The 23,618-nt window shown below is 68.5% G+C and carries 23 protein-coding genes and 1 tRNA gene; 6 read left to right on the top strand and 18 right to left on the bottom strand.

Annotation, left to right across the window (positions count from 1 at the left end; genetic code table 11):
• Nucleotides 1–14 precede the first annotated feature (14 nt).
• Entirely contained in the window at nt 15–1,430 is a 1,416-nt protein-coding gene (locus B551_RS20535; RefSeq protein WP_253281385.1) for a Fic family protein, read from the top strand.
• 223 nt (nt 1,431–1,653) lie between these two features.
• Here B551_RS20535 and B551_RS20530 read toward each other — a convergent pair.
• The 5 genes from B551_RS20530 to ubiD all read right to left on the bottom strand — a co-directional run bounded on the left by B551_RS20530 (nt 1,654) and on the right by ubiD (nt 8,120).
• Nucleotides 1,654–1,728, bottom strand: a tRNA-Gly gene (locus tag B551_RS20530).
• A gap of 46 nt (nt 1,729–1,774) precedes the next feature.
• The gene (locus B551_RS20525; protein WP_006577486.1) at nt 1,775–2,704 is read right to left on the bottom strand and encodes an aldose 1-epimerase; all 930 of its coding nucleotides are present in this window, start codon (nt 2,702–2,704) and stop codon (nt 1,775–1,777) included.
• Nucleotides 2,705–2,801: 97 nt separating this feature from the next.
• Complete coding sequence (locus B551_RS20520) at nt 2,802–4,880, bottom strand: acetoacetate--CoA ligase (protein ID WP_023264908.1); 2,079 nt, start codon at nt 4,878–4,880, stop codon at nt 2,802–2,804.
• Between the two features lie 110 nt (nt 4,881–4,990).
• Entirely contained in the window at nt 4,991–6,472 is a 1,482-nt protein-coding gene (locus tag B551_RS20515) for an NAD-dependent succinate-semialdehyde dehydrogenase (RefSeq protein ID WP_006577485.1), read from the bottom strand.
• 97 nt (nt 6,473–6,569) lie between these two features.
• Nucleotides 6,570–8,120, bottom strand: coding sequence for a 4-hydroxy-3-polyprenylbenzoate decarboxylase (ubiD, locus tag B551_RS20510; protein WP_006577484.1), 1,551 nt, complete (start codon nt 8,118–8,120; stop codon nt 6,570–6,572).
• A 651-nt stretch (nt 8,121–8,771) separates the two neighbouring features.
• Here ubiD and B551_RS20505 point away from each other — a divergent pair.
• Nucleotides 8,772–9,881 (top strand): lytic transglycosylase domain-containing protein, encoded by a 1,110-nt coding sequence (locus tag B551_RS20505; RefSeq protein ID WP_043441833.1) that lies wholly within the window; start codon nt 8,772–8,774, stop codon nt 9,879–9,881.
• A gap of 120 nt (nt 9,882–10,001) precedes the next feature.
• Here B551_RS20505 and B551_RS20500 read toward each other — a convergent pair whose 3' ends face one another.
• From B551_RS20500 to glyA, 13 genes are all read right to left on the bottom strand, one after another.
• Nucleotides 10,002–11,186, bottom strand: a complete 1,185-nt coding sequence (locus tag B551_RS20500; RefSeq protein ID WP_006579656.1) for a pyridoxal phosphate-dependent aminotransferase — start codon at nt 11,184–11,186, stop codon at nt 10,002–10,004.
• 179 nt (nt 11,187–11,365) lie between these two features.
• The gene (gene nusB / locus B551_RS20495) at nt 11,366–11,860 is read right to left on the bottom strand and encodes a transcription antitermination factor NusB (RefSeq protein WP_006579655.1); all 495 of its coding nucleotides are present in this window, start codon (nt 11,858–11,860) and stop codon (nt 11,366–11,368) included.
• Complete coding sequence (ribH, locus tag B551_RS20490) at nt 11,853–12,353, bottom strand: 6,7-dimethyl-8-ribityllumazine synthase (RefSeq protein WP_006579654.1); 501 nt, start codon at nt 12,351–12,353, stop codon at nt 11,853–11,855. The genes nusB and ribH overlap by 8 nt, the downstream gene beginning before the upstream one ends.
• 68 nt (nt 12,354–12,421) lie before the next feature.
• A complete protein-coding gene (gene ribBA / locus B551_RS20485) occupies nt 12,422–13,531 on the bottom strand; it encodes a bifunctional 3,4-dihydroxy-2-butanone-4-phosphate synthase/GTP cyclohydrolase II (protein ID WP_023264906.1) in 1,110 nt (369 codons plus the stop codon).
• Nucleotides 13,532–13,701: 170 nt separating this feature from the next.
• Entirely contained in the window at nt 13,702–14,340 is a 639-nt protein-coding gene (locus tag B551_RS20480) for a riboflavin synthase (RefSeq protein WP_006579653.1), read from the bottom strand.
• A gap of 83 nt (nt 14,341–14,423) precedes the next feature.
• Nucleotides 14,424–15,542, bottom strand: coding sequence for a bifunctional diaminohydroxyphosphoribosylaminopyrimidine deaminase/5-amino-6-(5-phosphoribosylamino)uracil reductase RibD (gene ribD, locus B551_RS20475; protein WP_006579652.1), 1,119 nt, complete (start codon nt 15,540–15,542; stop codon nt 14,424–14,426).
• A gap of 181 nt (nt 15,543–15,723) precedes the next feature.
• The gene (locus B551_RS20470) at nt 15,724–16,311 is read right to left on the bottom strand and encodes a GspH/FimT family pseudopilin (RefSeq protein ID WP_083492686.1); all 588 of its coding nucleotides are present in this window, start codon (nt 16,309–16,311) and stop codon (nt 15,724–15,726) included.
• A complete protein-coding gene (locus tag B551_RS20465; protein WP_006579650.1) occupies nt 16,293–16,751 on the bottom strand; it encodes a type IV pilin protein in 459 nt (152 codons plus the stop codon). Before B551_RS20465 ends, B551_RS20470 begins: the two co-directional genes overlap by 19 nt.
• Nucleotides 16,748–17,395, bottom strand: a complete 648-nt coding sequence (locus B551_RS20460; RefSeq protein WP_172682483.1) for a pilus assembly protein — start codon at nt 17,393–17,395, stop codon at nt 16,748–16,750. The genes B551_RS20465 and B551_RS20460 overlap by 4 nt, the downstream gene beginning before the upstream one ends.
• A gap of 68 nt (nt 17,396–17,463) precedes the next feature.
• A complete protein-coding gene (locus B551_RS20455; protein ID WP_006579648.1) occupies nt 17,464–18,393 on the bottom strand; it encodes a PilW family protein in 930 nt (309 codons plus the stop codon).
• Between the two features lie 74 nt (nt 18,394–18,467).
• Nucleotides 18,468–18,941 carry a type II secretion system protein gene (locus B551_RS20450; RefSeq protein WP_156526352.1) on the bottom strand — a complete coding sequence of 158 codons (474 nt, stop codon included), beginning with the start codon at nt 18,939–18,941 and terminating at the stop codon, nt 18,468–18,470.
• Nucleotides 18,942–19,090: 149 nt separating this feature from the next.
• Entirely contained in the window at nt 19,091–19,555 is a 465-nt protein-coding gene (gene nrdR / locus B551_RS20445; protein WP_006577789.1) for a transcriptional regulator NrdR, read from the bottom strand.
• A gap of 72 nt (nt 19,556–19,627) precedes the next feature.
• A complete protein-coding gene (gene glyA, locus B551_RS20440; protein WP_006577788.1) occupies nt 19,628–20,875 on the bottom strand; it encodes a serine hydroxymethyltransferase in 1,248 nt (415 codons plus the stop codon).
• Nucleotides 20,876–21,378: 503 nt separating this feature from the next.
• On the opposite strand from glyA, the gene ybgC reads away from it, so the two are divergent.
• From ybgC to tolA, 4 genes are all read left to right on the top strand, one after another.
• The gene (gene ybgC, locus B551_RS20435; protein WP_006577787.1) at nt 21,379–21,783 is read left to right on the top strand and encodes a tol-pal system-associated acyl-CoA thioesterase; all 405 of its coding nucleotides are present in this window, start codon (nt 21,379–21,381) and stop codon (nt 21,781–21,783) included.
• Nucleotides 21,780–22,463: a protein TolQ gene (gene tolQ / locus B551_RS20430; protein WP_023264902.1), complete on the top strand. Its 684-nt coding sequence runs from the start codon at nt 21,780–21,782 to the stop codon at nt 22,461–22,463. The genes ybgC and tolQ overlap by 4 nt, the downstream gene beginning before the upstream one ends.
• Nucleotides 22,464–22,488: 25 nt before the next feature.
• A complete protein-coding gene (gene tolR / locus B551_RS20425; RefSeq protein ID WP_006577785.1) occupies nt 22,489–22,926 on the top strand; it encodes a protein TolR in 438 nt (145 codons plus the stop codon).
• A gap of 51 nt (nt 22,927–22,977) precedes the next feature.
• Nucleotides 22,978–23,618, top strand: a 641-nt coding sequence (gene tolA, locus B551_RS20420) for a cell envelope integrity protein TolA (protein WP_023264901.1), incomplete at its 3' end; no start/stop codon positions are given.

Below are 23,618 nucleotides of genomic sequence, written 5' to 3'. Positions count from 1 at the left end.
CCAAATGGGCTGCAATGAGCTGGAACGAGCTGGAAATGAGCTGCAATGAGCTAGAATGGGCCAAAACTGCCCGGACGAGGCCAATGACAGTCAGAGATGAGGTTCTTGCTGCACTTCAACAGCAAAGCCGTACGAACGCCCCATGGCTCAGCTCTACCGAACTTAAAAGTAAAGTCCGGGCCAGCTGGACCACGGTCAAGCGTCAACTCGACGCGCTCGTCCGAGACGGCCAGGTGGTGCGCGAGGGGCGGTCACGCGCCACGCGATATCGCCTTGCCGAGGGCGGCCAGCCGGTCGCGACGGTGGCGCCGCGGCCCGCGAACCGTCTCGGACCGGCGTGGTCCGACGAAAGCCAGGCGATCCTGGCGATACTGTCGCTTCCCTTGGGCATGCGAGAGCCGGTCACCTACGATCGATCGTTCGTCGACGCCTATGTGCCCAACGTCAGCACGTTGCTGCCTCCGAGACTGGCGGCCGCGCTGGCAGAGGAAGGCCGGATGAGCGGCCAGCAGCCTGCCGGCACCTATGCGCGCAAGGTGCTGGAACCGCTGCTGATCGATCTGTCCTGGGCGTCGTCGAGGCTCGAAGGCAACCGCTATTCGCTGCTGGCCACGGAGCAGCTCTTCAAGAGCGGGATCACGGACGGCGACCTCGATGCGGTCATGCTGCTCAATCACAAAGCCGCCATCGAATTCATGGTCGATGCGGTGCCCGAGTATGGGTTGACCACGGTGCTCGTCCGAAACGTGCATGCCATCCTGATGCGCGACCTGCTGGCGGACGCCAGCGGACTCGGCGGCATTCGTCGCAAGGTGGTCAATATCACCGACACGACCTATTTGCCGGCCCAGGTGCCGAACCTGCTCGAAGAGATGCTGGGCCAGATCATCGAGAAGGCCCGAAGCATCAAGAACCCCGTCGAAGCCTCGTTCTTCCTGTGGGTCAATCTCGCCTACCTGCAGCCGTTCGAGGACGGCAACAAGCGCACCAGCCGGCTGTCCGCCAACATTCCGTTGATGCTCTACAACTGTGCGCCGCTGTCGTTCCTCGATATCGAGGTGCGCGACTACGCGTGGGCCATGATGGGCGTCTACGAACACCGCAACGTCGCCTTGGCCGCTGACCTGTTCGAATGGGCTTACCGGCGTTCGATCCGGAAATACGCCGTGATGCTGGAAGCGATGGGCGTTCCCGACCCTGTGCGGCTGCAGTTCCGCGAAGCCTTGAACGAGGCGATCGGCCGCGTGGTACGGGAGCGCCAAACCGCTGAGGAGGCGATCGCCGCCATGTCGCTGCAGCAAGACCAAAGCGAGGTCTTCCGAACCCTGCTCGATGCGGAGCTTCGCAGCCTGGACCTTCATAATTGCGCGCGCTATCGCCTGACCCTGCGACAGGTCGAGCAATGGATCAGCGCAGGCAGGCCGCGGTAGCGTGGGAGGCGGGCTCCGAGGTGGCGCACCGGGCGGCGCGCGGTCAGCGTCCCGAGGACGGCGATGTTTCCCGGCTACCACCCCTACTATCCGAGTCGCCGCCAGTCGTCGCGGGCGATGCGATCGCTGATCGGGGCACTGCGTTATTCGGGGAAACGGCCGGCATCGCGAGAGAACACCGACAGGCGCTCATACAACCGGAAGGAACTGCAGGAGGGAAGGGTGGAGCGGGCGATGGGAATCGAACCCACGTCTTTGGCTTGGGAAGCCAAGGTAATAGCCATTATACGACGCCCGCGCGAGGCGGCCATTTTATGCGCGATCCGGCTGCGCGCGCAAGGCGGCTAGGTGGGAAGCAGCCGGCAAACCGCCTCGGTGCGGTCGCCTGGCGCAACCCACAGCGTTTCGCCGGGCCGATGAATCGCGTCGGGCAAGGCCAGCCACGGCTCGACGCAATAGAAGTCCGAATCCTCGCGTTCGCTCCAGGTCGTCACGGCTTGCCAGGGGACCGTCCTTCCGTTGGCATCGAGATCGATCCGGATGGCGCGGCCCGTGCCGCCGCCATCGCTTGACGGAATCGCCAGCTGGCACGCGCCGGCCACGGGCGCATGCAAGCGGTGGAAGGTGTCCTGCAAGCGCGGGTCGTCCAGTGCGTAGACCGCTTCGCCGGGCTCGGCCGCGGTCAGGCTGCCATCGGGGCGCTGCCGTAGCCATTCGGCCGGCGGCATCGTCAGCCGGCATTGGCCGCGCAATTCGTGAGGCACGGCGAAATAGAAGTGGTGGCCCGCATAGAAGGGCAGCGGCTCCCGGCCGGTATTGCGCACCGCCAACGTGACTTCGAGTCCGTCTTCCAGCAGCCGGTAGCTTGCCTCGAAGCGGAACGAAAACGGATAGGCGTCGCGCGTCGCTTCGGAATCGGTCAGCACCATCGTGATCGACCGCGCCGGATTGCAGTGCTCGATCTCGAACGGCAGGTCGCGTGCGAAACCGTGCTGCGGCATCGTCCGTACCACGCCGCCGGCATCGCGCCATTTGCCTGCTTCGCCGTCGACGAAATGGCGGCCGATAAAGGGAAACAGCAGCGGATTGCCGCCGCGGATCTTGGCCGGGCGCGACCAGTCGGCGTGGTCCGGCCAGAACAGGATGTCGGCGCCGCGATGGATCCAGCGCACCAGGCGGCCACCGGCCCGCGGCGCGAGCAGCAGCGCGTCGTGGTCGTCACCGATGCGGATCAGGTCCTGGTCCTGGAAGCGAAACGTCGGGTAGCTGGGCATGGTAGTCGCGGAACGGGGACAGGCGGGCGAAGCCGCATGATACCGGCACGGCGCCGCCCGCCCTTCGATACGTCGATGGCGTCGATGCCGCGATGCGCTAGGCCGTCGCCGCGCTGCTCTCGCTCAAGTACCGCCGCGCGTATTCAAAGTACCAGTCCAGCGTGTCCGGATTGGCCATCGCGTCGCGATTGGCGATCTTGTCCGGATCATGGCCGAGCAGCAGCTTCTTGATCGGCACCTCCATCTTCTTGCCCGACAGCGTGCGCGGAATGCCCGGCACCTGCAGGATCGCGTTGGGCACGTGCCGCGACGACAGCGCCTCGCGGATGCGCGCGCGGATCGTGTCGGCCAGCCTGTCGTCGAGCGCGATGCCTTCGCGCAGCACGACGAACAGCGGCATATACGAGTCGCGGCCCAGATATTCGAGGTCGACCACCATGCTGTCGAGCACCTCCGGCAGTTCCTCGACCACGCGATACAGCTCGCTGGTGCCCATGCGGATGCCGTGCCGGTTGATGGTGGCGTCCGAGCGGCCGTAGATGATGGCGCCGCCGCGCGAGGTGATCTTGATCCAGTCGCCGTGGCGCCAGACGCCGGGGTAGGTATCGAAATAGCTGTCGCGGTAGCGCTTGCCGTCGGCGTCGCCCCACAGGTACAGCGGCATCGAGGGCATCGGCTCGGTGCAGACCAGTTCGCCGACCTCGTCGATCCGCGCATGGCCGGCCTCGTCGAAGGCCTCGACCTTGGCGCCGAGGCAGCGGCATTGCATCTCGCCGGCGTAGACCGGCAGCAGCGGGCAGCCGGCGACGAACGAGCCGGCGAAATCGGTGCCGCCGGACATCGGCGCCAGCCAGATATCGTCGCGCACGTTGCGGTAGATCCAGTCGTAGGCCTCGGCCGGTAGCGGCGAACCGGTCGAACCGATGCCGCGCAGGCGGCTCAGGTCGGCCTCGCGCGACGGCACCACGCCGGCCTTGATGCCGCCGGTGAAGAACGCCGCGCCGGCACCGAACACCGTGATGCCGGCCTGTTCGGCAAAGCGCCACAGCACGCCGGCGTCGGGCCAGGCCGGATTGCCGTCGTAGATCGCGATGGTGGTGCCGAGCAGCAGCCCGGCCACCTGCGCGTTCCACATGATCCAGCCGCTGCTGCTGTACCAGTGGAAGACATCGTCGGGGCCGAGGTCGTTGTGGAACGCCATCAGCTTGAGCTGCTCGATCACGATGCCGCCGTGGCCGTGGACGATGGGCTTGGGCATGCCGGTGGTGCCGGACGAATAGACGATCCACAGTGGGTGGTCGAACGGCACGCTGTCGATCTGCAGCGGTACCTGGTGGGCGAGTGCGCCGTGCCAGCGATGGCGGCGCAGGGCGTTTGCAGTGCCCGACGACGTGGCCGGTGCGGTTGCCGGTGCGGTTGCAGGTGCGGTTGCCGGCGCGGCCGGCAACATCTCGTCCGGCGTACCCAGCAGCGGCACGACGATCAGGTCCGTCAGCGATGGCAACGCATCGACCAGCTGCGCGACGACCGGCGCGCGGTCGTAGGTCTTGCCGCCGTAGCGGTAGCCGTCGACGGCGATCAGCACCTTCGGTTCGATCTGGCGGAAGCGGTCGATCACCGCGACCTGTCCCATGTCCGGGGCGCAGCCCGACCAGACCGCGCCGACACTGGCGGTGGCGAGGAAGGCGACGATGGTCTGGGGGATATTGGGCAGATAGCCCGCGACGCGATCGCCGCGCTCGACGCCGAGTTGGCGCAGCGTATGCGCCAGCGCCGCGACCTGCGCCTCGAGCGCGTCCCAGCTCAGTTCGGCCAGCGGCTGCGCTTCTCCGGCATGGCGAATCGCGGCGCGCTGGCGCGCGGGGCCTTCGCCCGCATGGCGGAAGACCTGCTCCACATAGTTCAGCGTGGCGCCCTCGAACCAGCGCGCCCCCGGCATCTCGCGGCGCGCCAGCACTTGCCTGGCCGGCGTGTCGAAGCGGACGTCGAAGTAGGCGCGGATCGCGTCCCAGAACGCTTCGATCTCGGTGACCGACCAGCGCCACAGGCTGTCGTAATCGTCAAAGGCAAGAGCGCGCTCGTCGCGCAGCCACTCCATGAACTGGGTCAGCCGCGCGCGCTCGCGCACCGCGGGCGACGGCGTCCAGACCAGCTTGCCTTCTTCCAGCGTCGTCATGTCTCCTCCTCTGCCTTGTTTTTACGCCGGCTTGCCGATGGCAGCGCGGGCTTCGGTGTGGCGCAAGGGATGCGGGATGGGGGCGGGCGCCGCCGGCGCCCGCGCGGCGGTCAGATGCCGCCGAGGCAAAGGTACTTCAGCTCGAGGTACTCGTCGATGCCATAGGTCGAACCCTCGCGGCCGAGGCCAGACTGCTTGACGCCGCCGAACGGCGCCACCTCGTTCGAGATCAGGCCGGTGTTGATGCCGACCATGCCGTATTCGAGCTGCTCGGCCACACGCCAGACGCGGCCGATATCGCGGCTGTAGAAATACGAGGCGAGGCCGAACTCGCTGGCATTGGCCAGCGCCACGGCCTCCTGCTCGTCGCGGAACTTGAACACCGCGGCCACCGGGCCGAAGGTCTCCTCGCGCGCGATCAGCATCTCGGGGGTCGCATCGGCCAGCACGGTCGGCGCGATGAAGCGGCTCGACCCCAGGCCCTCGACCAGCTTGCCGCCGGTCAGCAGGCGCGCGCCGCGCGAGGTCGCGTCGTCGATATGCTGGCGCACCTTCTGCACCGCCTGGTCGTCGATCAGCGGGCCCTGCGCCACGCCGGCGTCGAAGCCGTTGCCCACGCGCAGGCCTTCGGCCTGGCGCGCGAGCTTGGCGACGAACTCGTCGTAGATCGACTCATGCGCATAGAAGCGGTTGGTGCAGACGCAGGTCTGGCCGGCATTGCGGTACTTCGACGCGATCGCGCCTTCGACCGCGGCATCGATATCGGCATCGTCGAACACGATGAAGGGCGCGTGGCCGCCCAGTTCCAGCGCGATCTTCTTGACCGTCGGCGCGCACTGCTCCATCAGGATGCGGCCGACCGGCGTCGAGCCGGTAAACGACAGGTGGCGGACCACCGGCGACGCGCACAGCGTCTTGCCGATCGCGATCGACTGGTGGGCATCGCCGGTGACGATATTGATCACGCCGGCCGGAATGCCGGCGCGGTGCGCCAGCTCGGCCATCGCCAGCGCGCACAGCGGCGTCTGCTCGGCCGGCTTGACCACGATGGTGCAGCCGGCGGCCAGCGCGGGCGCGCACTTGCGCGTGATCATCGCGATCGGGAAGTTCCATGGCGTGATCGACGCGCAGACGCCGATCGGCTGCTTCAGCACCACCATCCGCTTGTCGGCCCAGGTCGAGGCCGGCACGTCGCCGCTGACGCGCTTGGCTTCCTCGGCGAACCACTCGATAAAGGACGCGCCGTAGACGACCTCGCCCTTCGATTCGGCCAGCGGCTTGCCCTGTTCGGCCGTCATCAGCGCGGCCAGGTCGTCGGCGTTCGCGATCAGCAGATCGAACCAGCGGCGCATCAGATTCGCGCGCTCCTTGGCCGTCTTCGCGCGCCAGGCCGGCCAGGCCGCCTCGGCGGCGGCGATCGCGCGCTCGGTCTCGGCGGCGCCCAGGTTGGCGACCTGCACCAGTTCCTGGTTGTTCGCCGGGTCGATCACCGGGAAGGTCGTGCCGTTGTCGGCGCCGACCCATTCGCCATTGACATAGGACTGGCTGCGGACCAGGGCACGGTCCTGGATTCGGTCTAGCGCATTGGCCATCGTGGTCTCCTGTAATCGGTTCTCGTATCGGTTCTGGTTGCAGATGATAGCGGGGGATGGCGGCGGCCGCGTCCAGGCCGCTCGCCGCGCGCGGCGCTCAGCCGCCGGACGGGCGCTCGAACAGCGTCTCCCACATGCCGTCGACGCGGGTCCTGGTCGCCGCGTCCATCTGGATCGGGCGCCCCCATTCGCGCGTGGTTTCGCCCGGCCACTTGTCGGTGGCGTCGATGCCCATCTTCGAGCCCAGGCCCGACACCGGTGAGGCGAAGTCGAGGTAGTCGATCGGCGTATTGTCGACCAGCACCGTATCGCGCGTCGGATCGACCCGCGTGGTGATCGCCCAGATCACCTCCTTCCAGTCGCGCACGTCGACATCGTCGTCGACCACGACGATGAACTTCGTATACATGAACTGCCGCAGGAAGCTCCAGACGCCGAACATCACGCGCTTGGCGTGGCCGGCGTACTGCTTCTTCATGCGGACCACCGCCATCCGGTAGCTGCAGCCCTCGGGCGGCAGATAGAAGTCGGTGATCTCGGGAAACTGCTTTTGCAGCAGCGGCACGAACACCTCGTTCAGCGCGACGCCGAGTACTGCGGGTTCGTCGGGCGGCTTGCCGGTGTAGGTCGAGTGATAGATCGGATCGCGCCGCATCGTGATGCGGTCGATCGTGAAGACCGGGAACCAGTCCTGCTCGTTGTAGTAGCCGGTATGGTCGCCGAACGGGCCCTCCAGCGCGTGCTGATAGCCGGACGGATGCGTGGGATCGGGCTGGATATGGCCCTCGAGCACGATCTCGGCCGAGGCCGGCACGCTTAGTTCGGACAGCGTCGGCGTCAGGCAGCCGGCCAGCGCGGTACGGCTGCCGCGCAGCAGGCCGGCGAACTGGTATTCGGACAGCGTGTCGGGCACCGGCGTCACCGCGCCGAGCATCGTGGCCGGATCGGCGCCCAGTGCGACGGCGATCGGAAACGGCTTGCCGGGATTGGCCAGCGCGTGCTCGCGGAAGTCGAGCGCGCCGCCGCGGTGCGCGAGCCAGCGCATGATGACCTGGTTGCGGCCGATCACCTGCTGGCGGTAGATGCCCAGGTTCTGCCGCTTCTTGTGCGGGCCTTTGGTGACCACCAGGCCCCAGGTGATCAGCGGTGCGGCGTCGCCGGGCCAGCACTTCTGGATCGGCAGGCGCGCCAGGTCGACGTCGTTGCCTTCCCAGACGATCTCCTGGCAGGCCGGGCTCGACACCTTCTTCGGCGCCATGTCCCAGACCGACTTGACCAGCGTGAACAGCTTGCCGGCCTCGCGCAGGCCGCGCGGCGGCTCCGGTTCCTTCAGCGCCGACAGCACGCGCCCGATGTCGCGCAGATCGGCCAGCGATTCCGCGCCCATGCCCAATGCGACCCTGCGTGGTGTGCCGAACAGATTGGCGAGCACCGGCATGTCGAAAATCGCCTCACCAGCTGCCGTGCCGTTGCCCGCCGCCGTCTTCTGCGTGGGGCGTTCGAACAGCACGGCGGGCCCTTCGGCGCGCAGCAGGCGATCGCAGATCTCGGTCATTTCGAGGTCCGGCGACACGGGCGCCGCGATGCGCCGCAACTCGCCCTGTTGTTCAAGCTGACCGATGAAATCGCGCAAGTCTTTGTATTGCATCAGGAATTTGTGGTTTGGCGAGGGGCGCGGCAATGGCGCCGCGCTCATCGGAGTGTCGATCTGAGTGAACTACGGTCCATATTGGACCGCTTCGGAAGAAAAATTTTGCGGCACAGCGTACCGGCAAATTGTAAGTTTTTTTGAAAGACAGGCGGACGAGCGGCGCGGGGCATCCTAGGCCAGCACTACGATTGCGGCCAGCCGAGTGATTCTTTCACCCCACAATAGCGGGGTTTTGATATAACGAAAAGGAATTGTTTTAGATTCCTTAATTCTTGACTCGATATAAAACGGTTTTTACAATCGCGTCTGCTCAAAGGTGTGCTGCGTTGCAACAACGAACTTTTCGATCCTGTCAAGGGGTGTAACGCAGATCACCACGTTGGATCAACCGGAGCGGACCGCTACATGGGAGGTCCCTCCGATCACCGCCGGCAACGACCGGCGCGTCTTGAGTCTTCGCAGCAGGGCAGGCTACCCCAAGAGCCTCCTCTGCTAATCGCTGGGCGCTTGGGGAGCGCCCACCAACAACAGATGCCGGTCGTCCCTGCAAGGCGGTGCGGTGTCCTTACTTGACTACGTTGCCAGAGCACGGTGATGCGTGGGCGAATGCCCTGCAGGACCGGGAGACGGCGGCGCATGGAGGTAAGCATGAGTGGTTGGAAAACCCTTCATCTTCCCGGTGTCGGGCGGGCGTTGCAGGTCCGCTTCAGGCAACCGGTTCCCGGTGTGCGGCGTGCCCTGCAGGTTCGTCTCGCGCATCCGGTGGCCGGCCGCGCACTGCGCGGCGGTCGTGCAACGTTGAAGTACGCGCTGAACGGCGCGGGTCTGATCGCGGTGGTGGCCGGCATTTCGCTGTCGGTCAGCCAGGAATGGCGCACCGCGCTGGCCGGCATGCTGGCCGGCGACGAAGCGCCCGCCATCCTGCTGGAGGCGGCGACCGCGTCGGCGCCGGTCCATGCCAGCACGGCGGACGTGGCGGCGGCCAAGCTGCTGCCGGCCGTCAAGGTGCCGGCAGGCGGCGGCGCCGCCTCGCCGGTCGCCACGGCCGGCCTGCCGAGCGTCTCGGGCGTTAGCGAGTGGGCCAATGCCGGCCAGTCGAAGGTGCCGTCGGTCGCCCATCTGGCGGCCCGTATCCCGGCCCAGCGCGTGGCGCTGGACGCGCGCTACAGCAGCACGCTGGCCAACGCACGCGAACAGGCCGCGGTGGCCGAGTACATCGCGCGCAAGTACCGCGTGGCCGCGCAGGCGACCGCGCAACTGGTCAAGGCCGCCTATCTGACCGGCCGCGAGGTCGGCATCGATCCGCTGCTGATCCTGGGCGTGATCGCGATCGAGTCCAGCTTCAATCCGTACGCGGAGAGCGGCGTGGGCGCGCAGGGCCTGATGCAGGTCATGACCAAGGTCCATCAGGACAAGTACGAGCACGTCGGCGGCGTGGCGGCCGCGCTCAATCCTTACGCCAACATCAAGATCGGCGCGCTGGTGCTGAAGGACTGCATCGCCCGCGCGGGTTCGATCGAAGGCGGCCTGAAGTACTACGTCGGCGCCACCACGGCGACCGATGGCGGCTATGGCGCCAAGGTGCTGGCCGAGCGCGCGAAGCTGCGCCAGGTGCTAGGCATCCGCGGCAAGGCGGCGACGCCGGACGCGACCGAGTCGCTGCCGGGTCCGTCGTCGACCAAGACGCAGGCCGAGCACACGCCCGAGCCGCAGGATGGCATCGAGCTGGAGGCGGCGCAGACGCCCCGCAAGGCCTGATAGCCGGATTGCGGCGCGGGTTTGTCCGCGCAGGGCCCAAAGAAAAGCGGCGCAGCCTGATTGGCTGCGCCGCTTTCGTTTTGGCGGGCCGCGGCGATGGCCGCCGCGATTGCGCTATCTCTATTTCCCGAACAGCTTGCCGAGCCGCCGCATCGCTTCCTCGATATGCGCCAGCGACGTGGCGTACGAGATGCGGATGTACTCGCGCGCGGTATGCGGACCGAAGTCCAGACCGGGCACCAGCACCACGCCCGCATCGTGCAGCATCGCCTGCGTCAGCCGGTCCGAATCGCCGGCGGCCGCATGCTGGACGCCGCGGCAATCGGCGTAGACATAGAACGCGCCATCGGGCCTGACCGGCACGCCGAAGCCCAGCGCTTCGAGCGCGGGCACGATGGCGTCGCGGCGGCGCTGGAATTCCGCCTTGCGCTCGTCGTAGATCGCCAGCGCCTCGGGCGTGAAGCACGCCAGCGCCGCGTGCTGCGCCACCGCCGACGCACAGATGAACAGGTTCTGCGCGACCTTCTCGAAGTCCGCCACCAGCGCGTCCGGCACTACCAGCCAGCCCAGCCGCCAGCCCGTCATGTTGAAGTACTTGGAGAAGCTGTTGACCGTGACGGCATTGTCGTCCAGCGACAGCGCCGACACAGGCCGGCCGTCATACGACAGCCCCTGGTAGATCTCGTCGACGATCGCGAAGCCGCGGCGCTGCCGCACCTCGGCGAGGATGCGCGCCAGCTCGTCGGGCAGGATCGAGGTGCCGGTCGGGTTCGACGGCGAGGCCAGCAGCACGCCGCGGGTCGATTCTCCCCAGTGTTCGCGCACCTGATCGGCGGTCAGCTGGAAGCGCGCCTGCGGGCCGCTCGGGATCATGCGGGCGACGCCGTCGAACGCGGCGACGAAATGCCGGTTGCACGGATAGCTCGGGTCCGGCATCAGCACCTCGGCGCCGATCTCGACCAGCACCGCGCAGGCCAGCAGCAGCGCACCGGAGGCGCCGGCGGTGACGATGACCCGGCGGGCCGGGATATCGAGCCCGTAGGCGGTCTTGTAGTAGCCGGCGATCGCCTCGCGCAGCGCATGGATGCCGAGCGCGCCGGTGTATTGCGTCACGCCGCGACGCATTGCCGCTTCCGCCGCCCGCACCACGGGCTCGGCCGCGGTGAAGTCCGGCTCGCCGATGCCCATGTGGATGATGTGGCGGCCGGCTCGTTCGAGCTCGGCGGCCTGCTTGGCCAGCTCCATCACGTGGAAGGCGCGGATATTGGCGAGGCGGGAGGCGGTGGCGAGGCGCTGTGGGTCCATGGCGGGAAACGTTGGAATCGGTGGAATGGGTTGAATCGGTGGAGTCGGTGGAGTCGGTGGAGAAAGCGGTGCTTGAAAGAGGGCAGGCGAGGCGCGGGCCCAGCCGCAATCATCGCCGGAAATGAAAACACCCGCCTGGGCGGGTGTCGGTCCGGCGCATGCCGCGGGCAGGGCGCCGGTCAGCGTCGGGCGGCGACCTCGGTCGCGCGCACCTGGGCGGCAACCTTGTCGAGCACGCCGTTGACGTACTTGTAGCCTTCGACGCCGCCAAAGGTCTTGGTCAGCTCGACGGCCTCGTTGATGACGACCTTGTACGGGATGTCGATGCAGTGCACCAGCTCGTAGCTGCCGATCAGCAGCGCGGCGCGCTCCACCGGGGACAGCTCGTCCACCGTGCGGTCCAGGAACGGCGAGAAGGCCGCGGTCAGCCGTTCTTCCTCGCGCACGGCGCCGTTGAGCAGCGCGTCGAAATGCTCGCGATCGGCCTTGTTGAAGCCCTGGGCATCGTGCAGGTGGGCCTGGATCGCGCCGATGTCGTTGCGGTTCAGCAGCCACTGGTACAGGCCCTGCAGCGCCAGTTCGCGCGAGCGGCGGCGCGCGCTCTTGGGCGGTGCCTTGGCGTCGGAGCGGCCGGACTTGGCGGCAGGCTTGCCGCCCTGTGCTGCATCACTCATCGTCGTCCTCGTCCTCGTCGTCCTGGCCACGCAGCGAATCGAGCGCCGCCACCAGGTTCGCCATTTCCACCGCGGCACGGGCGCAGTCGCGGCCCTTCTCGCGGGTGCGGGCGTGGGCCTGGGCGTCGGTATCGACGGTCAGGATGCCGTTGGCGATCGGCAGGTTGAAGTCCAGGCCGACGCGCGTGATGCCAGCGCCCGACTCGTTCGAAACCAGCTCGAAGTGGTAGGTTTCGCCGCGCACCACGGCACCCAGCGCGATCAGCGCATCGAACTGGCCGCTCTCGGCCATCTTCTGCAGCGCCAGCGGGACTTCCAGTGCGCCGGGCACCGTCACCACCAGCGTGTCTTCGCCTTCGATGCCCAGCGTTTCCAGCTCGGCCAGGCAGGCTTCGCGCAGTTCGTCGCAGACCGGTTCGTTGAAACGCGCCTGCACGATGCCGATGCGCAGGCCTTCGCCGTCGAGGTTGCTCGGGTAGAAACCGTGATCCATATCGTTCTCCAGGGTTCGGTGGGCGGCCGCGCCCGGGATGGGCCGGCCGCCGGTGTTTGGGGGGACGCTCAGTCGTCGTCGCCGTTCATCGGCTGGTAGCCGGTCACTTCGAGATCGTAGCCGGTCATGCTCGGCATCTTGCGCGGCGAGGCCAGCACGCGCATCTTGCCGACGCCCACATCGCGCAGGATCTGCGCGCCGATGCCGTAGGTGCGCAGGTCCGGCTTGCGCGGGGTGCGCGTCTGCGGCTCGTCCAGCGCGCTGAATTGCGCGAACAGGCGCTCGGCGCTGTCGCCGCAGTTCAGCAGCACCATCACGCCGCTGTCGGCCGCGCCGATCGCTTCGAGCGACGCCGGCACGGTCCACGAGTGGGTGGTGCGGGAGACTTCGAGCAGGTCCAGCACCGACAGCGGCTCGTGCACGCGCACCAGCGTTTCGCGGTCGCGCTGCGGCTCGCCCTTGATCAGCGCCAGATGGGCGTGGCCACTGGGCTTGTCGCGGTACGCGATGCCGCGGAAGGTGCCATACGGCGTCTGCATCGTGCGTTCGCCGACGCGGTCGACGATGCATTCGGTGCGGCTGCGGTAGTGGATCAGGTCGGCGATGGTGCCGATCTTCAGGCCGTGCAGCTCGGCAAATTCGATCAGGTCCGGCAGCCGCGCCATGGTGCCGTCGTCCTTCATGATTTCGCAGATCACCGCGGCCGGGGTCACGCCGGCCAGCGCGGCCAGGTCGCAGCCCGCCTCGGTATGGCCAGCGCGCATCAGCACGCCGCCGGGCTGGGCGGTCAGCGGGAAGATGTGGCCGGGCTGGACCAGATCGCTGGGCCTGGCGTCGCGCGCGACGGCGGCCTGCACGGTACGGGCGCGGTCGGCCGCGGAAATGCCGGTGGTCACGCCTTCGGCCGCCTCGATCGACACCGTGAAGGCCGTGCCGTGCGGGGTGCCGTTGCGGCTGACCATCGGATGCAGTTCCAGCTGGCGGCAGCGCTCGGGCGTCAGCGTCAGGCAGATCAGGCCGCGGCCGTACTTGGCCATGAAATTGATGGCCTCGGGCGTGACGAAATCGGCCGCCAGCACCAGATCGCCCTCGTTCTCGCGGTCTTCCTCGTCGACCAGGATGACCATGCGGCCGGCACGGATCTCGGCAATGATGTCTTCGGTTGGGGCGATCGTCATGAGGTAGGCAAAGGAAAGTCTGGCGGGGCGGCCCCGGGCGGTACCCGTGAGGCGACTGCGGCGCGCCGGGGCGGCGCGCGGTTTAACCCGGCATTGTACGCGATGCGAGCCGGGGGCAAGGGGCCTGGCGGCGGGCCCGAGCACGGGAGCCGGGCCGGCCCGCGTGGCCCTCAGAGGGGTTGGCCCGCCTTGCCGTCGGCGCTCAGCATCCGCTCCACATAGCGGGCGATCAGGTCGATCTCCAGATTGACGCTGGCGCCGGGACGCAGGTCCTGCAGCGTGGTCACCTCGATCGTATGGGGGATCAGGTTGATCGAGAATTCGCAGCCGTCGGGCTGGTCGACCACGCGGTTGACCGTCAGCGAGACGCCGTTGACCACCACCGAGCCCTTGTAGGCCAGATAGCGCGCCAGCTCGCGCGGCGCCCGGACGCGCAGCTCGTGCGATTCGCCGACCGGCGCGAAATGGGTGACCTCGCCGAGCCCGTCGACATGGCCGGACACCAGGTGGCCGCCGAGCCGGTCGGCCAGCCGCAGCGCCTTTTCCAGATTGACGCGGCCCGGCTGCGCGAGGCCGGTGGTCTTGTCCAGCGATTCGCGCGAGACGTCGACGTCGAAGCGGCCGGGCTGCAGCGCCACCACGGTCATGCAGGCGCCCTGGATGGCGATGCTGTCGCCGATCTGCACGTCGGACAGGTCGAGCCCGCCGGCGTCGATCCGCAGGCGGACGCCGGCGTCGTCGGAGTTCTGGTCGCCCAGCGGCGTCACGGAGTCGATGCGGCCGACGGCCGCCACAATGCCAGTAAACATGGTCTGGTCAGCAGGAATAGAAGGGATAGCGAAAGGGGGAAAGCGAAAGCGGCATGCTAGCAGCCCGAAGAAAGACGTGCCGCTCAGCCCGCCGGATGGCGGCGCGCGATCAGCCGCAGGTCGTCGCCGATCTGCCGCACGTCGTGCCAGCGGAAGGCCGGGGCATCCTGCAGCCGGGCCAGTGGCGGCAGGTTGAACATCCCCTGGGCGTCGCCGAGCAGCCGGGGCGCCAGATAGACCAGCAGTTCGTCGGCGCAGCCCTCGCGGATCAGCGACCCGTTCAGCTTGAAGCCGGCTTCGACATGCAGCTCGTTGATGCCGCGCCGGCCCAATTCCTCGAGCATGCGGCGCAGCTCGACCTTGCCGTGCGCGTTGGGCAGTACCACCACTTCGGCGCCGCGCGCCTCCAGCGCCGTGCGGCGCGCGTGGTCATCGATCGCGCAGAACACCAGCACGGGCTTGGCGAACTCGCCGGTGTCCGGCGTCAGCATGCGCGCGTCCAGCGGCACCTCCAGGCGCGAGTCGATCAGCACGCGCTGCGGCTGGCGCGGCGTGTCGATGGCACGCACGGTCAGCTGCGGGTCGTCGTCGCGCACCGTGCCGATGCCGGTCAGGATCGCGCAGGCGCGGGCCCGCCAGGCATGGCCGTCGTCGCGTGCGGCCTGGCCGGTGATCCACTGGCTGGTGCCGTCGTGCAGCGCGGTGCCGCCATCGAGCGAGGCCGCGACCTTGACGCGGACCCATGGCAGGCCGCGGGTCATCCGCGAGACGAAGCCGATGTTCAGGTCGCGCGCCTCCTTCTCCAGCAGGCCACAGCGCACGTCGATGCCGGCATCGCGCAGCCGCTGCAGGCCGCGTCCCGACACCGTGGGATTCGGATCTTCCATCGCCGCGACCACGCGCTTGATGCCGGCGCGCACCAGCGCATCGGCGCACGGCGGCGTGCGGCCGAAATGGCTGCACGGCTCCAGCGTGACGTAGGCGGTCGCGCCGACGGGATCGAAGCCGCGCGCGGCGGCGTTCTTCAGCGCCTGGATCTCCGCATGGTCCTGGCCCGCGGGCTGCGTATAGCCTTCGCCGATCACCTTGCCGCCCTTGGTCAGCACACAGCCCACGCGCGGGTTCGGCGTGGTGATGAACATGCCGCGCGCGGCCAGCGCGAGGGCCTGCTGCATGGCGGCGTGATCGGTTTCGGAGAACATGAGTGGGCGGTTTCCTGCCGGTTGTCTTGACGGGCCTGACTGGCGTGATGGGTTGGCGTATCGGTCGGGCGTATTGGTCGGGCGTATCGGTCGGGCGTATCGGTCGGGCGTATTGGTCTGGCGCACTTGGCTGGCGTGGACGGATCCGGCATGCCGGGCCGCGCTTAGGGGCCGGCGTGGCTCAGGGCCGGGCGTCGGTCCGGCTGTCGCAGTCGGCGTCCTGCCCGGGCGTACAGATGCGCAAGCGGCCCAGCGCGCCGAGCCTGACCTGACGCTGCGCATCGCCGCAGCGCAGGGTAAAGGTGGCGGCATAAAAGCCGCCACGTTCCGACCGAGAGTATCCCACAGGCGCCAGCCGCAGCGCGGGGCTGCCGTCGGTGGCGCGCAGCGCGACGCGCAGGCAGGCGGCGCCGAGGGTCACCACCGACAGCGTCGGGGCCTCGCCGGTCTCATCGGCGTCGTTTGCTTCCGCCGCCACGATACGCCAGCCGCGCGAGAAGTCGGCGATGCCTGCACGCGGCGCCAGCAGGACGGTGCCGCGCCTGGCCAGCGCGAACGCGCGCGCCGTCTCGATCGAGGCCGCCAGCAGGTCGGCGGCCACGCGGACCTGCTGGCGCTCCAGCGCATCGCGATACGACGGGTAGCCGGCGGCGGCCAGGAGTGCCGTCATCGCCAGCGCGGCCAGCGATTCGATCAGCGTGGTCCCCGTATTGTCCTGGCAGGCCCACCAGCGATCGCCGCGGCGCGCGCTCAGCACCCTTCGGGCCATGGTACCGGGCGCCCCGTGCCAGGCGGATTCATCAGCCACTCACCGGTGCTGCGCAGGATCAGCGTGCCGCAGTCTGGGTCGGGCCATTGCGGCACGGCATGCAGTTCGATGCAACGGTCGAGGTCGGCATCGCGCGGGCTGGCATCGATGCAGGCCAACGCCGCCAGACGGTATTGCGGGCGCGCCGGCGGTGCCGGTACCCACTGCGGCCAGCTTCCGGCGGGACGGTGCCCGCTGTCGTCGGCGAAGCTGCCGCGCGTCATCGCGTGGCGCTGCAGCTCGAGCATCGCCGCGATCAGCGCCGTGCGCGCCTGCGCGCGCCAGCTGCGCTGCAGGTGCCGATGCCAGCTGGCGGCTGCGATGCCGGCGACGATGGCGGCGATGGTGACCGCGACGAGCAGCTCGATCAGCGTGAAGGCGGCGGGGCGGGGTACCGTCATGGCGGATATGGCGGCACGAGTTCGCGCCAGCCGAGGCGTCGGATTCCGGCGCGTCCCGGCTGGCCTGCGCCTCCGTCGCGTGGAGACGGATCGATCCATTCGGTTTGCAGCACGACGCGGGCGGCCGGATCGCGGCCCTGGCCGAGTGCGGTGATCCGGTAGCGCCGCGCGGGCACGCCGGCGGGCGCCGATGCGCCGGTGTCTTTCTGCGGCAGGCGTTCGATCAGATAGCGCGGCACCGTGGTCGCGCCGGCCATCTCCGCAGGGATGACGGGCAGCGTCGCGCCGCTCTCCGTTCCGATCGGGATGCCGATGTCGTCGGCAGGCAGGCCCACCCCCATCCAGGCTCGCCACGGTGGCGGCTGGCCCACGGCGGCGCTGCACAGGCCGCGCTGTGCCTGCGTGCCGCAACGACCGGGCGCAGGCCATGTTGCGAAGCGATGGTCAGGCTGGGCCGATGCCGCGCTGGCGGCGGCGTCCGCCATTACCTTCGTGATGTCGCGCAGATTGCGCTCGCCGTCGATCAGCGCAAGCTCGGCGCCGCGGAACGCAATCTCGCGTTCGAGCCGCTGGCCGATCGCCTGATGTCCTGCCAGCAGCAGCACGAACAGCGCGCCCGCCAGGGCCAGCGTCAGCGTCGACATCACGACCACGGAAATCAGCGTGATGGCGCCGCGTTGCGCTTGCCGAGACATCGCCTCGTCGTTGGCTTTCAACATGGCGACCCCGCGCGGAACGGCGCATTGCGCAGCCATACCGTGGTGGCGAAGACCCGCCGCGAAGCGTTGGGGCGCGAGCGCGGCCGGAACACGATATCGTCGCCCTGCTCGCCGGCCATGCGCGCCGGCAACAGTGGCAGCGGTAGCGGCGGCGGCAGCGCGGCGGTGGTGCCGACCCCGGTGCGCAGCACCAGCGCGATCTGCACGGCCAACACGCTGCACCACGCACCGGGTCCGGCCGCCCCAAGCTCGCTGGCGCGCAGGAAGGCGTCGACGCGGCCATCGCCATCGCGGTCAATGCCATAGCGCAGCTGCAGGGTCTCGACGCCGCGGGCCAGCGCCCCGGTGCTCCAGGTCCTGCCAGCGCTGCCGCCACCGCTGCCTCCATCGCCGCGCCCCGGGTAGCGGCACAGCAACTGCGGCTCGCCGTCGGCACCGTCGGCGACGTAAAGCAGATTGGCGGTCAGATAGTCGGCCGTTCGCGCCGACAATGCCGGCCTGGTTTCCGCAGGAACGGCCGCGATGGGGACGGGATATCCGCTGCAGTCGGTCAGATAGCGGTCCGGCAGCGCCGGATCGCCGGCCGGATGATCGCCGCCGAAGCGGATCAGCAGCGCATCGCTGCCGGCGACGCCGGGTTTGTCGCAAGCGAGCGTGCCGCCGAGCCTCGGTTGGCCGCAGTCGTCGCGGCCGCTCAGCGGCGCAGGCAGGGCAGTGGTCGGATCCGGATGCCAGCCCGCATGGCGCAGCAGCGCGGCAATCGCGTCGAGCAGGGCGGCGCCGCGCTGTTCGAGCTCGCGCTGCTCGGCGGCGATTGCGTAGGCGGAACGCATGGTCAGGAACACCATCGCCGCAGCGCCGGTCGCCAGCGTGCCGAGCAGCAGGCCGACCATCGCGTCGACCAGCGACGATCCGGCGGGCATACGCGCGGGCCGTGGTATCGCCGTGACTTGGGTCGAGGCCGATGCGGCCCGGCGCGGGCCAGGCACGATCGCGATCATGGCCGCAACCGCAGCGCGATCGCGCGCAACGCGATCCGGGGATGGGCGACACCGGTTTCGCCGCGCGGGCTGGGCGACGAAGGCAGGGGGCCGACCACCACGACGCGCTGGCCGGCCGGACAGTGCGACTGCGCCGCGTCGGTCGGCACCGACGCGCACCAGCGTGGCCGCGGCAGGCCGTCGGCATGCGAGACAGCGGGCAGCCTGGCGGGATCGGGCACGGCATCCGGCCCCGCCAGGCCGGCGAGTTCCGCGCCCTCGGCGGCGAGCCGCAGGGCTTGGCCGATCAGCAAGGGATCACGCCACCATTGCAGCGCGGTCGGGCCGAGCCGGGCCAGCGGCAGCAGGCCGATGCCGAGCACGGCCAGCGCGACCAGCGATTCGAGCAGCAGGTAGCCGCGGTGGGGCACGCGCCCGCGGTTGGAACGGTAGAGAACGGAAGGGGAAGCCGCCGAAGGGATCGCAACCATCGCTCTGGTCCTGTGCGTGACAAGCGGGGACCAGATTAATCGTCAGCGGGCGGGGATCCGGTGTCGAATCGTGGAGGATTCGACAAGGTTTGCAACAGCGCAGGCCGCAACGGCAACCAGCAAGGCGCCGCTGCCCGTCATGCAGCGCCTCAGCGCTTGCCGTTGGGCGTACTGACTTCGGCCAGCACGTCGGAGAACTCGGACACGTCCTCGAAGCTGCGATAGACCGAAGCGAATCGGATATAGGCGATCTTGTCGAGCTTGCGCAGCTCGCGCATCACCAGTTCGCCGACCTGGCTGCTGGGAATTTCCTTCTGTCCCAGCGCCAGCAGCTTTTCCTCGATGCGCGCGATCGCCTCGTCGATGGCCTCGGCCGATACCGGCCGCTTGCGCAGGGCCAGCCGCATCGAGTCCTTCAGCTTGCTGCGTGCGTAATCGACGCGGCTGCCGTTCTTCTTGACGATGGCCGGGAAGAACAGCTCGATCCGCTCATAGGTGGTGAAGCGCCGGTCGCAGGCCTCGCAACGGCGGCGCCGGCGCACGGTATCGCCTTCCTCGGACATGCGGGTGTCGAGCACCTGGGTATTGGAGTGACCGCAGAAGGGACATTTCATCGGACCACCTGGAGGCGGAGGTTGGGCGGCCGCGCGCCGCCGGGCAAGGCGGCGGCGCGCGGCGACGGCCGATCAGCCGTAGACCGGGAAGCGCTTGGTCAGCGCCGCGACCTGCTCGCGCACGCGCGCGATGTTGGCGGCGTCGTGCGGGTTGTCCAGCACGTCGGCGATCAGGTTGGCAACCTGGCGCGCTTCCTCTTCCTTGAAGCCGCGCGTGGTCATCGCCGGCGAGCCCAGGCGGATGCCCGAGGTCACGAACGGCTTTTCCGGATCGTTGGGGATCGCGTTCTTGTTGACCGTGATGTGCGCGTCGCCGAGGATCTTCTCGGCTTCCTTGCCGGTGATCTGCTTGGCGCGCAGGTCGACCAGCATCACGTGGCTCTCGGTGCGGCCCGAGACGATGCGCAGGCCGCGCGCGATCAGCGTGTCGGCCAGCGCCTGGGCGTTCTTGACGACCTGCTGCTGATAGGCCTTGAACTCCGGCGACAGCGCTTCCTTGAACGCGACCGCCTTGCCGGCGATCACATGCATCAGCGGGCCGCCCTGGATGCCGGGGAAGATCGCCGAGTTGATGGCCTTCTCATGCTCGGCCTTCATCAGGATCACGCCGCCGCGCGGGCCGCGCAGGCTCTTGTGCGTGGTGGTGGTGACGAAGTCCGCGTGCGGCACCGGGTTCGGGTAGACGCCCGCGGCGATCAGGCCCGCGTAGTGCGCCATGTCGACCATGAAATAGGCGCCGACCGACTTGGCCACCGCGGCGATGCGCTCGAAGTCGATGCGCAGCGAGAAGGCCGACGCGCCGGCGATGATCAGCTTCGGCTTCTTTTCCTGGGCCAGCTTTTCCAGCGCGCCGTAGTCGATGTCCTCGTCGGCGTTCAGGCCGTAGCTGACCACGTTGAACCACTTGCCGCTCATGTTCAGCGCCATGCCGTGGGTCAGGTGGCCGCCTTCGGCCAGGCTCATGCCCATGATGGTGTCGCCCGGCTTCAGAACGGCGAAGAACACACCCTGGTTGGCCTGCGAGCCGGAGTTCGGCTGCACGTTGGCGGCCTCGGCGCCGAACAGCTGCTTGACGCGGTCGATCGCCAGCTGCTCGACGACGTCGACATATTCGCAGCCGCCGTAGTAACGCTTGCCGGGATAGCCCTCGGCGTACTTGTTGGTCAGCTGCGAGCCCTGCGCGGCCATCACGGCCGGCGAAGTGTAGTTTTCGGAAGCGATCAGCTCGATATGGTCTTCCTGGCGCTGATTTTCCTGCTGGATGGCGGACCAGAGTTCGGGATCGATCTGGTCGATCGTGTAGCGGCTGCGTTCGAACATGGCGAAAACTCGTCTGTAGAAGGATCGGTGAAAACCGTGCAATGACGGCGGATGACCGAAGGATACGGGAACGGAACGACGGTAGGGCGCGCGGGGAAGACGCATGCGAACCGCGTCGCCGGCCTGGGCGCGGGGCCCGGAGCTGGCGGCGCAGGGCGCACCCTGCTTCCCATTCGCTGGCCCAGGCGAGCGGCAGGCGCGGCGGCTATCGCAAGGGGCCGGGGCCGGGCATCGCGCCCTGGCATCGGACCGCTTCCGGTGGCGTGGCGCCAGAGATCTTGCGCTTCCTCGTGGTAGTACCCACTGACTTCGCCAGTCGCGCAAGGTGGAATGGTTGGCCGGAGTTTACGCGAGGCCCCGCCTTGCCGCAAGCCGGGAGGACCGCCTGCAGCAAGGCGCCGGCGGGCAGGCAACGGCCGTTCATCTGTAGGACGGTCCCGGCGTTGCGTTGTCGGACGCCGTGTGACACCGGGGCCGCGCCCGCGTCCGTTACAATCGCGGCCATGACGAATTTCGTATGGCCCCTGCGCGTCTACTGGGAAGACACCGACGCCGGCGGGGTGGTGTTCTACGCCAACTACCTCAAGTTTTTCGAACGCGCGCGCACCGAATGGCTGCGCTCGCTGGGTATCGAGCAGCAGGCCCTCGCCGACGAATCCGGCGTGGTCTTTGTCGTGCGCAGCACGGCGGTGGAATACAATGCGCCCGCCCGGCTGGACGATCTGCTGGAGATCCGCACCCGTATTGAACGGGTCGGGCCCGCCTCGGTCCAATTCGCCCAGGAAGCGTGGCGCGGGCCGCTGATGCTGGCCGCGGGCACGATCCGGGTGGGATGCGTGGACCGCAACAGCTTCCGCCCGGCCCCGATTCCCGCACCAGTCCTCGCAACCATCAAGACCGCTCGATGAATCCCGTGACCGTCACGCAAGACATGTCGATCCTTACGCTGGTGATGCACGCCAGCTTCCTGGCGCAGGCCGTGATGGCCTTGCTGGTCGTCATGTCCTTGTTCTCCTGGACCTATATTTTCCGCAAGCACATGGCGCTGCGCGCCGCGCGCACCCAGACCGAAGGCTTCGAGCGCGATTTCTGGGCGGGCGGCGACCTGCAGGCGCTGTATCACAGCGCGGCCAACAACCGGCACAGCACCGGCGCGCTCGAGCGGATCTTCGAGTCCGGCATGGGCGAATACCTGAAGGCGCGCGAGCGCAGCAACGACGCCGGCGCGCTGCTCGACGCGGCCCGCCGCGCGATGCGCGCCGCCTACCAGCGCGAGATGGACGTGCTCGAGTCCCACCTGCCGTTCCTGGCCTCGGTCGGCTCGGTCAGCCCGTACATCGGCCTGTTCGGCACGGTCTGGGGGATCATGAACGCGTTCCGCGGCCTGTCCAACGTCCAGCAGGCCACGCTGGCCTCGGTCGCGCCGGGCATCGCCGAAGCGCTGGTGGCCACCGCGATCGGCCTGTTCGCGGCGATTCCGGCGGTGATCGCGTACAACCGCTACGCGACCGAGATCGACCGGCTGGCGATCCGCTTCGAGAGCTTCATGGAAGAATTCCTCAACATCCTGCAGCGGCAGACCCGCTGAAGGCCAGGCCAAGGAGAAGCGCAGCATGGCAGCCATTCAGCGCCGCGGCGGCTCGCGCCGCCGGGCCAGCGCCGACATCAACGTCGTGCCGTATATCGACGTGATGCTGGTTCTGCTCGTCATCTTCATGGTGGCGGCGCCGATCGTCAGCCCCGCCGTGGTGGACCTGCCGACCGTGGCCGACGCCACGCCGCAGCAGAAGACCCCGCCGATCGTCGTCACCGTGCACGAGGACGGCACGCTGACCGCGCGCGGCAAGAATCCCGAGGGCGGATCGTTCGAGCGCAAGCTCGACACCAAGGGCCTGCTGGACTTCGTGCACCAGCGCCAGAACGAGAACCCGGACCAGCCGGTGGTGATTGCCGCCGCCCGCGCGGTCAAGTACGAGGCGGTGCTCGACGTGATGTCCGAACTGAAGGCCGATGGCGTCAAGCGCGTCGGCCTGATGGTCAAGTCCAAGTAACCGCTGGATGACGACCGGATGTCGCCCGGAACCCTGCCGTTAGCCTTTCCGATGAAGACCGCCGACTCCTACCCGTATCAGCCGGTCAAGGAACGCGGCACGCTGCGCTCCTTCCTGCTGGCGCTCTTCATGCATCTGCTGCTGGGCATCGTGCTGTACTACGGTGTCAACTGGCAGATCAGCACCCCGGCTGGCGTCGAAGCCGAGCTGTGGGAGGAAGTCCCCGATACCCCGGCTCCCGAGCCGACCCCGCGGCCGCAGCCCCAGCCAACCCCGGCGCCCCCGGCGCCGGTGGCGCAGCCCAAGCCCGAGGAAGACGCCGACATCGCGCTGGAGCGCCAGAAGCGCCGCGAGGCCGAGGCGCGCGAGGCCGCGCGCAAGCAGGCCGAGCTGAAGGCCCGCCAGGAGCGCGAGGAACGCGAGGCTGCCGAGCGCCGCGAGGCGCAGCGCAAGGAAGAACAACGCAAGGAAGCCCTGCGCAAGGAAGAGCAGCGGAAAGAGGCCCAGCGCAAGGAAGAGCAGCAGCGCGCCGAGGAGCAGAAGCGCAAGGAACAGGCCGAGCGCAAGGAAGAGCAGGCGAAGAAGGCCAAGGCGGACGCCGAGGCGAAGGCCAGGGCCAAGGCCGACGCGGACGCGAAGGCCAAGCGCGAGGCCGCCGCCAACGCCCAGCGCCAGGCCGAGCTGGCCCGCCT

Source organism: Cupriavidus sp. HPC(L) (assembly GCF_000307735.3).
Lineage (GTDB): Bacteria > Pseudomonadota > Gammaproteobacteria > Burkholderiales > Burkholderiaceae > Cupriavidus.
The sequence above is the reverse complement of the archived record's forward strand: the minus strand, read 5'-3'. Positions and strand labels throughout refer to the sequence as shown.

Bases quoted from the DNA above. Each gene is read 5' to 3' on its own strand.
- B551_RS20525 (WP_006577486.1), bottom strand. From the start codon at position 2,704: ATGCCCAGCTACCCGACGTTTCGCTTCCAGGACCAGGACCTGATCCGC.
- B551_RS20460 (WP_172682483.1), bottom strand. From the start codon at position 17,395: ATGTCGACGCTGACGCTGGCCCTGGCGGGCGCGCTGTTCGTGCTGCTG.
- B551_RS20520 (WP_023264908.1), bottom strand. From the start codon at position 4,880: ATGACGACGCTGGAAGAAGGCAAGCTGGTCTGGACGCCGTCGCCCGCG.
- B551_RS20505 (WP_043441833.1), top strand. From the start codon at position 8,772: ATGAGTGGTTGGAAAACCCTTCATCTTCCCGGTGTCGGGCGGGCGTTG.
- ribD (WP_006579652.1), bottom strand. From the start codon at position 15,542: ATGTTCTCCGAAACCGATCACGCCGCCATGCAGCAGGCCCTCGCGCTG.
- tolR (WP_006577785.1), top strand. From the start codon at position 22,489: ATGGCAGCCATTCAGCGCCGCGGCGGCTCGCGCCGCCGGGCCAGCGCC.
- B551_RS20465 (WP_006579650.1), bottom strand. From the start codon at position 16,751: ATGACGGTACCCCGCCCCGCCGCCTTCACGCTGATCGAGCTGCTCGTC.
- tolQ (WP_023264902.1), top strand. From the start codon at position 21,780: ATGAATCCCGTGACCGTCACGCAAGACATGTCGATCCTTACGCTGGTG.
- nrdR (WP_006577789.1), bottom strand. From the start codon at position 19,555: ATGAAATGTCCCTTCTGCGGTCACTCCAATACCCAGGTGCTCGACACC.
- ubiD (WP_006577484.1), bottom strand. From the start codon at position 8,120: ATGCAATACAAAGACTTGCGCGATTTCATCGGTCAGCTTGAACAACAG.
- B551_RS20500 (WP_006579656.1), bottom strand. From the start codon at position 11,186: ATGGACCCACAGCGCCTCGCCACCGCCTCCCGCCTCGCCAATATCCGC.
- ribH (WP_006579654.1), bottom strand. From the start codon at position 12,353: ATGGATCACGGTTTCTACCCGAGCAACCTCGACGGCGAAGGCCTGCGC.
- B551_RS20480 (WP_006579653.1), bottom strand. From the start codon at position 14,340: ATGTTTACTGGCATTGTGGCGGCCGTCGGCCGCATCGACTCCGTGACG.
- B551_RS20455 (WP_006579648.1), bottom strand. From the start codon at position 18,393: ATGCCCGCCGGATCGTCGCTGGTCGACGCGATGGTCGGCCTGCTGCTC.
- B551_RS20535 (WP_253281385.1), top strand. From the start codon at position 15: ATGAGCTGGAACGAGCTGGAAATGAGCTGCAATGAGCTAGAATGGGCC.
- ybgC (WP_006577787.1), top strand. From the start codon at position 21,379: ATGACGAATTTCGTATGGCCCCTGCGCGTCTACTGGGAAGACACCGAC.
- glyA (WP_006577788.1), bottom strand. From the start codon at position 20,875: ATGTTCGAACGCAGCCGCTACACGATCGACCAGATCGATCCCGAACTC.
- B551_RS20515 (WP_006577485.1), bottom strand. From the start codon at position 6,472: ATGGCCAATGCGCTAGACCGAATCCAGGACCGTGCCCTGGTCCGCAGC.
- ribBA (WP_023264906.1), bottom strand. From the start codon at position 13,531: ATGACGATCGCCCCAACCGAAGACATCATTGCCGAGATCCGTGCCGGC.
- B551_RS20470 (WP_083492686.1), bottom strand. From the start codon at position 16,311: ATGGCCCGAAGGGTGCTGAGCGCGCGCCGCGGCGATCGCTGGTGGGCC.
- nusB (WP_006579655.1), bottom strand. From the start codon at position 11,860: ATGAGTGATGCAGCACAGGGCGGCAAGCCTGCCGCCAAGTCCGGCCGC.
- B551_RS20450 (WP_156526352.1), bottom strand. From the start codon at position 18,941: ATGGTTGCGATCCCTTCGGCGGCTTCCCCTTCCGTTCTCTACCGTTCC.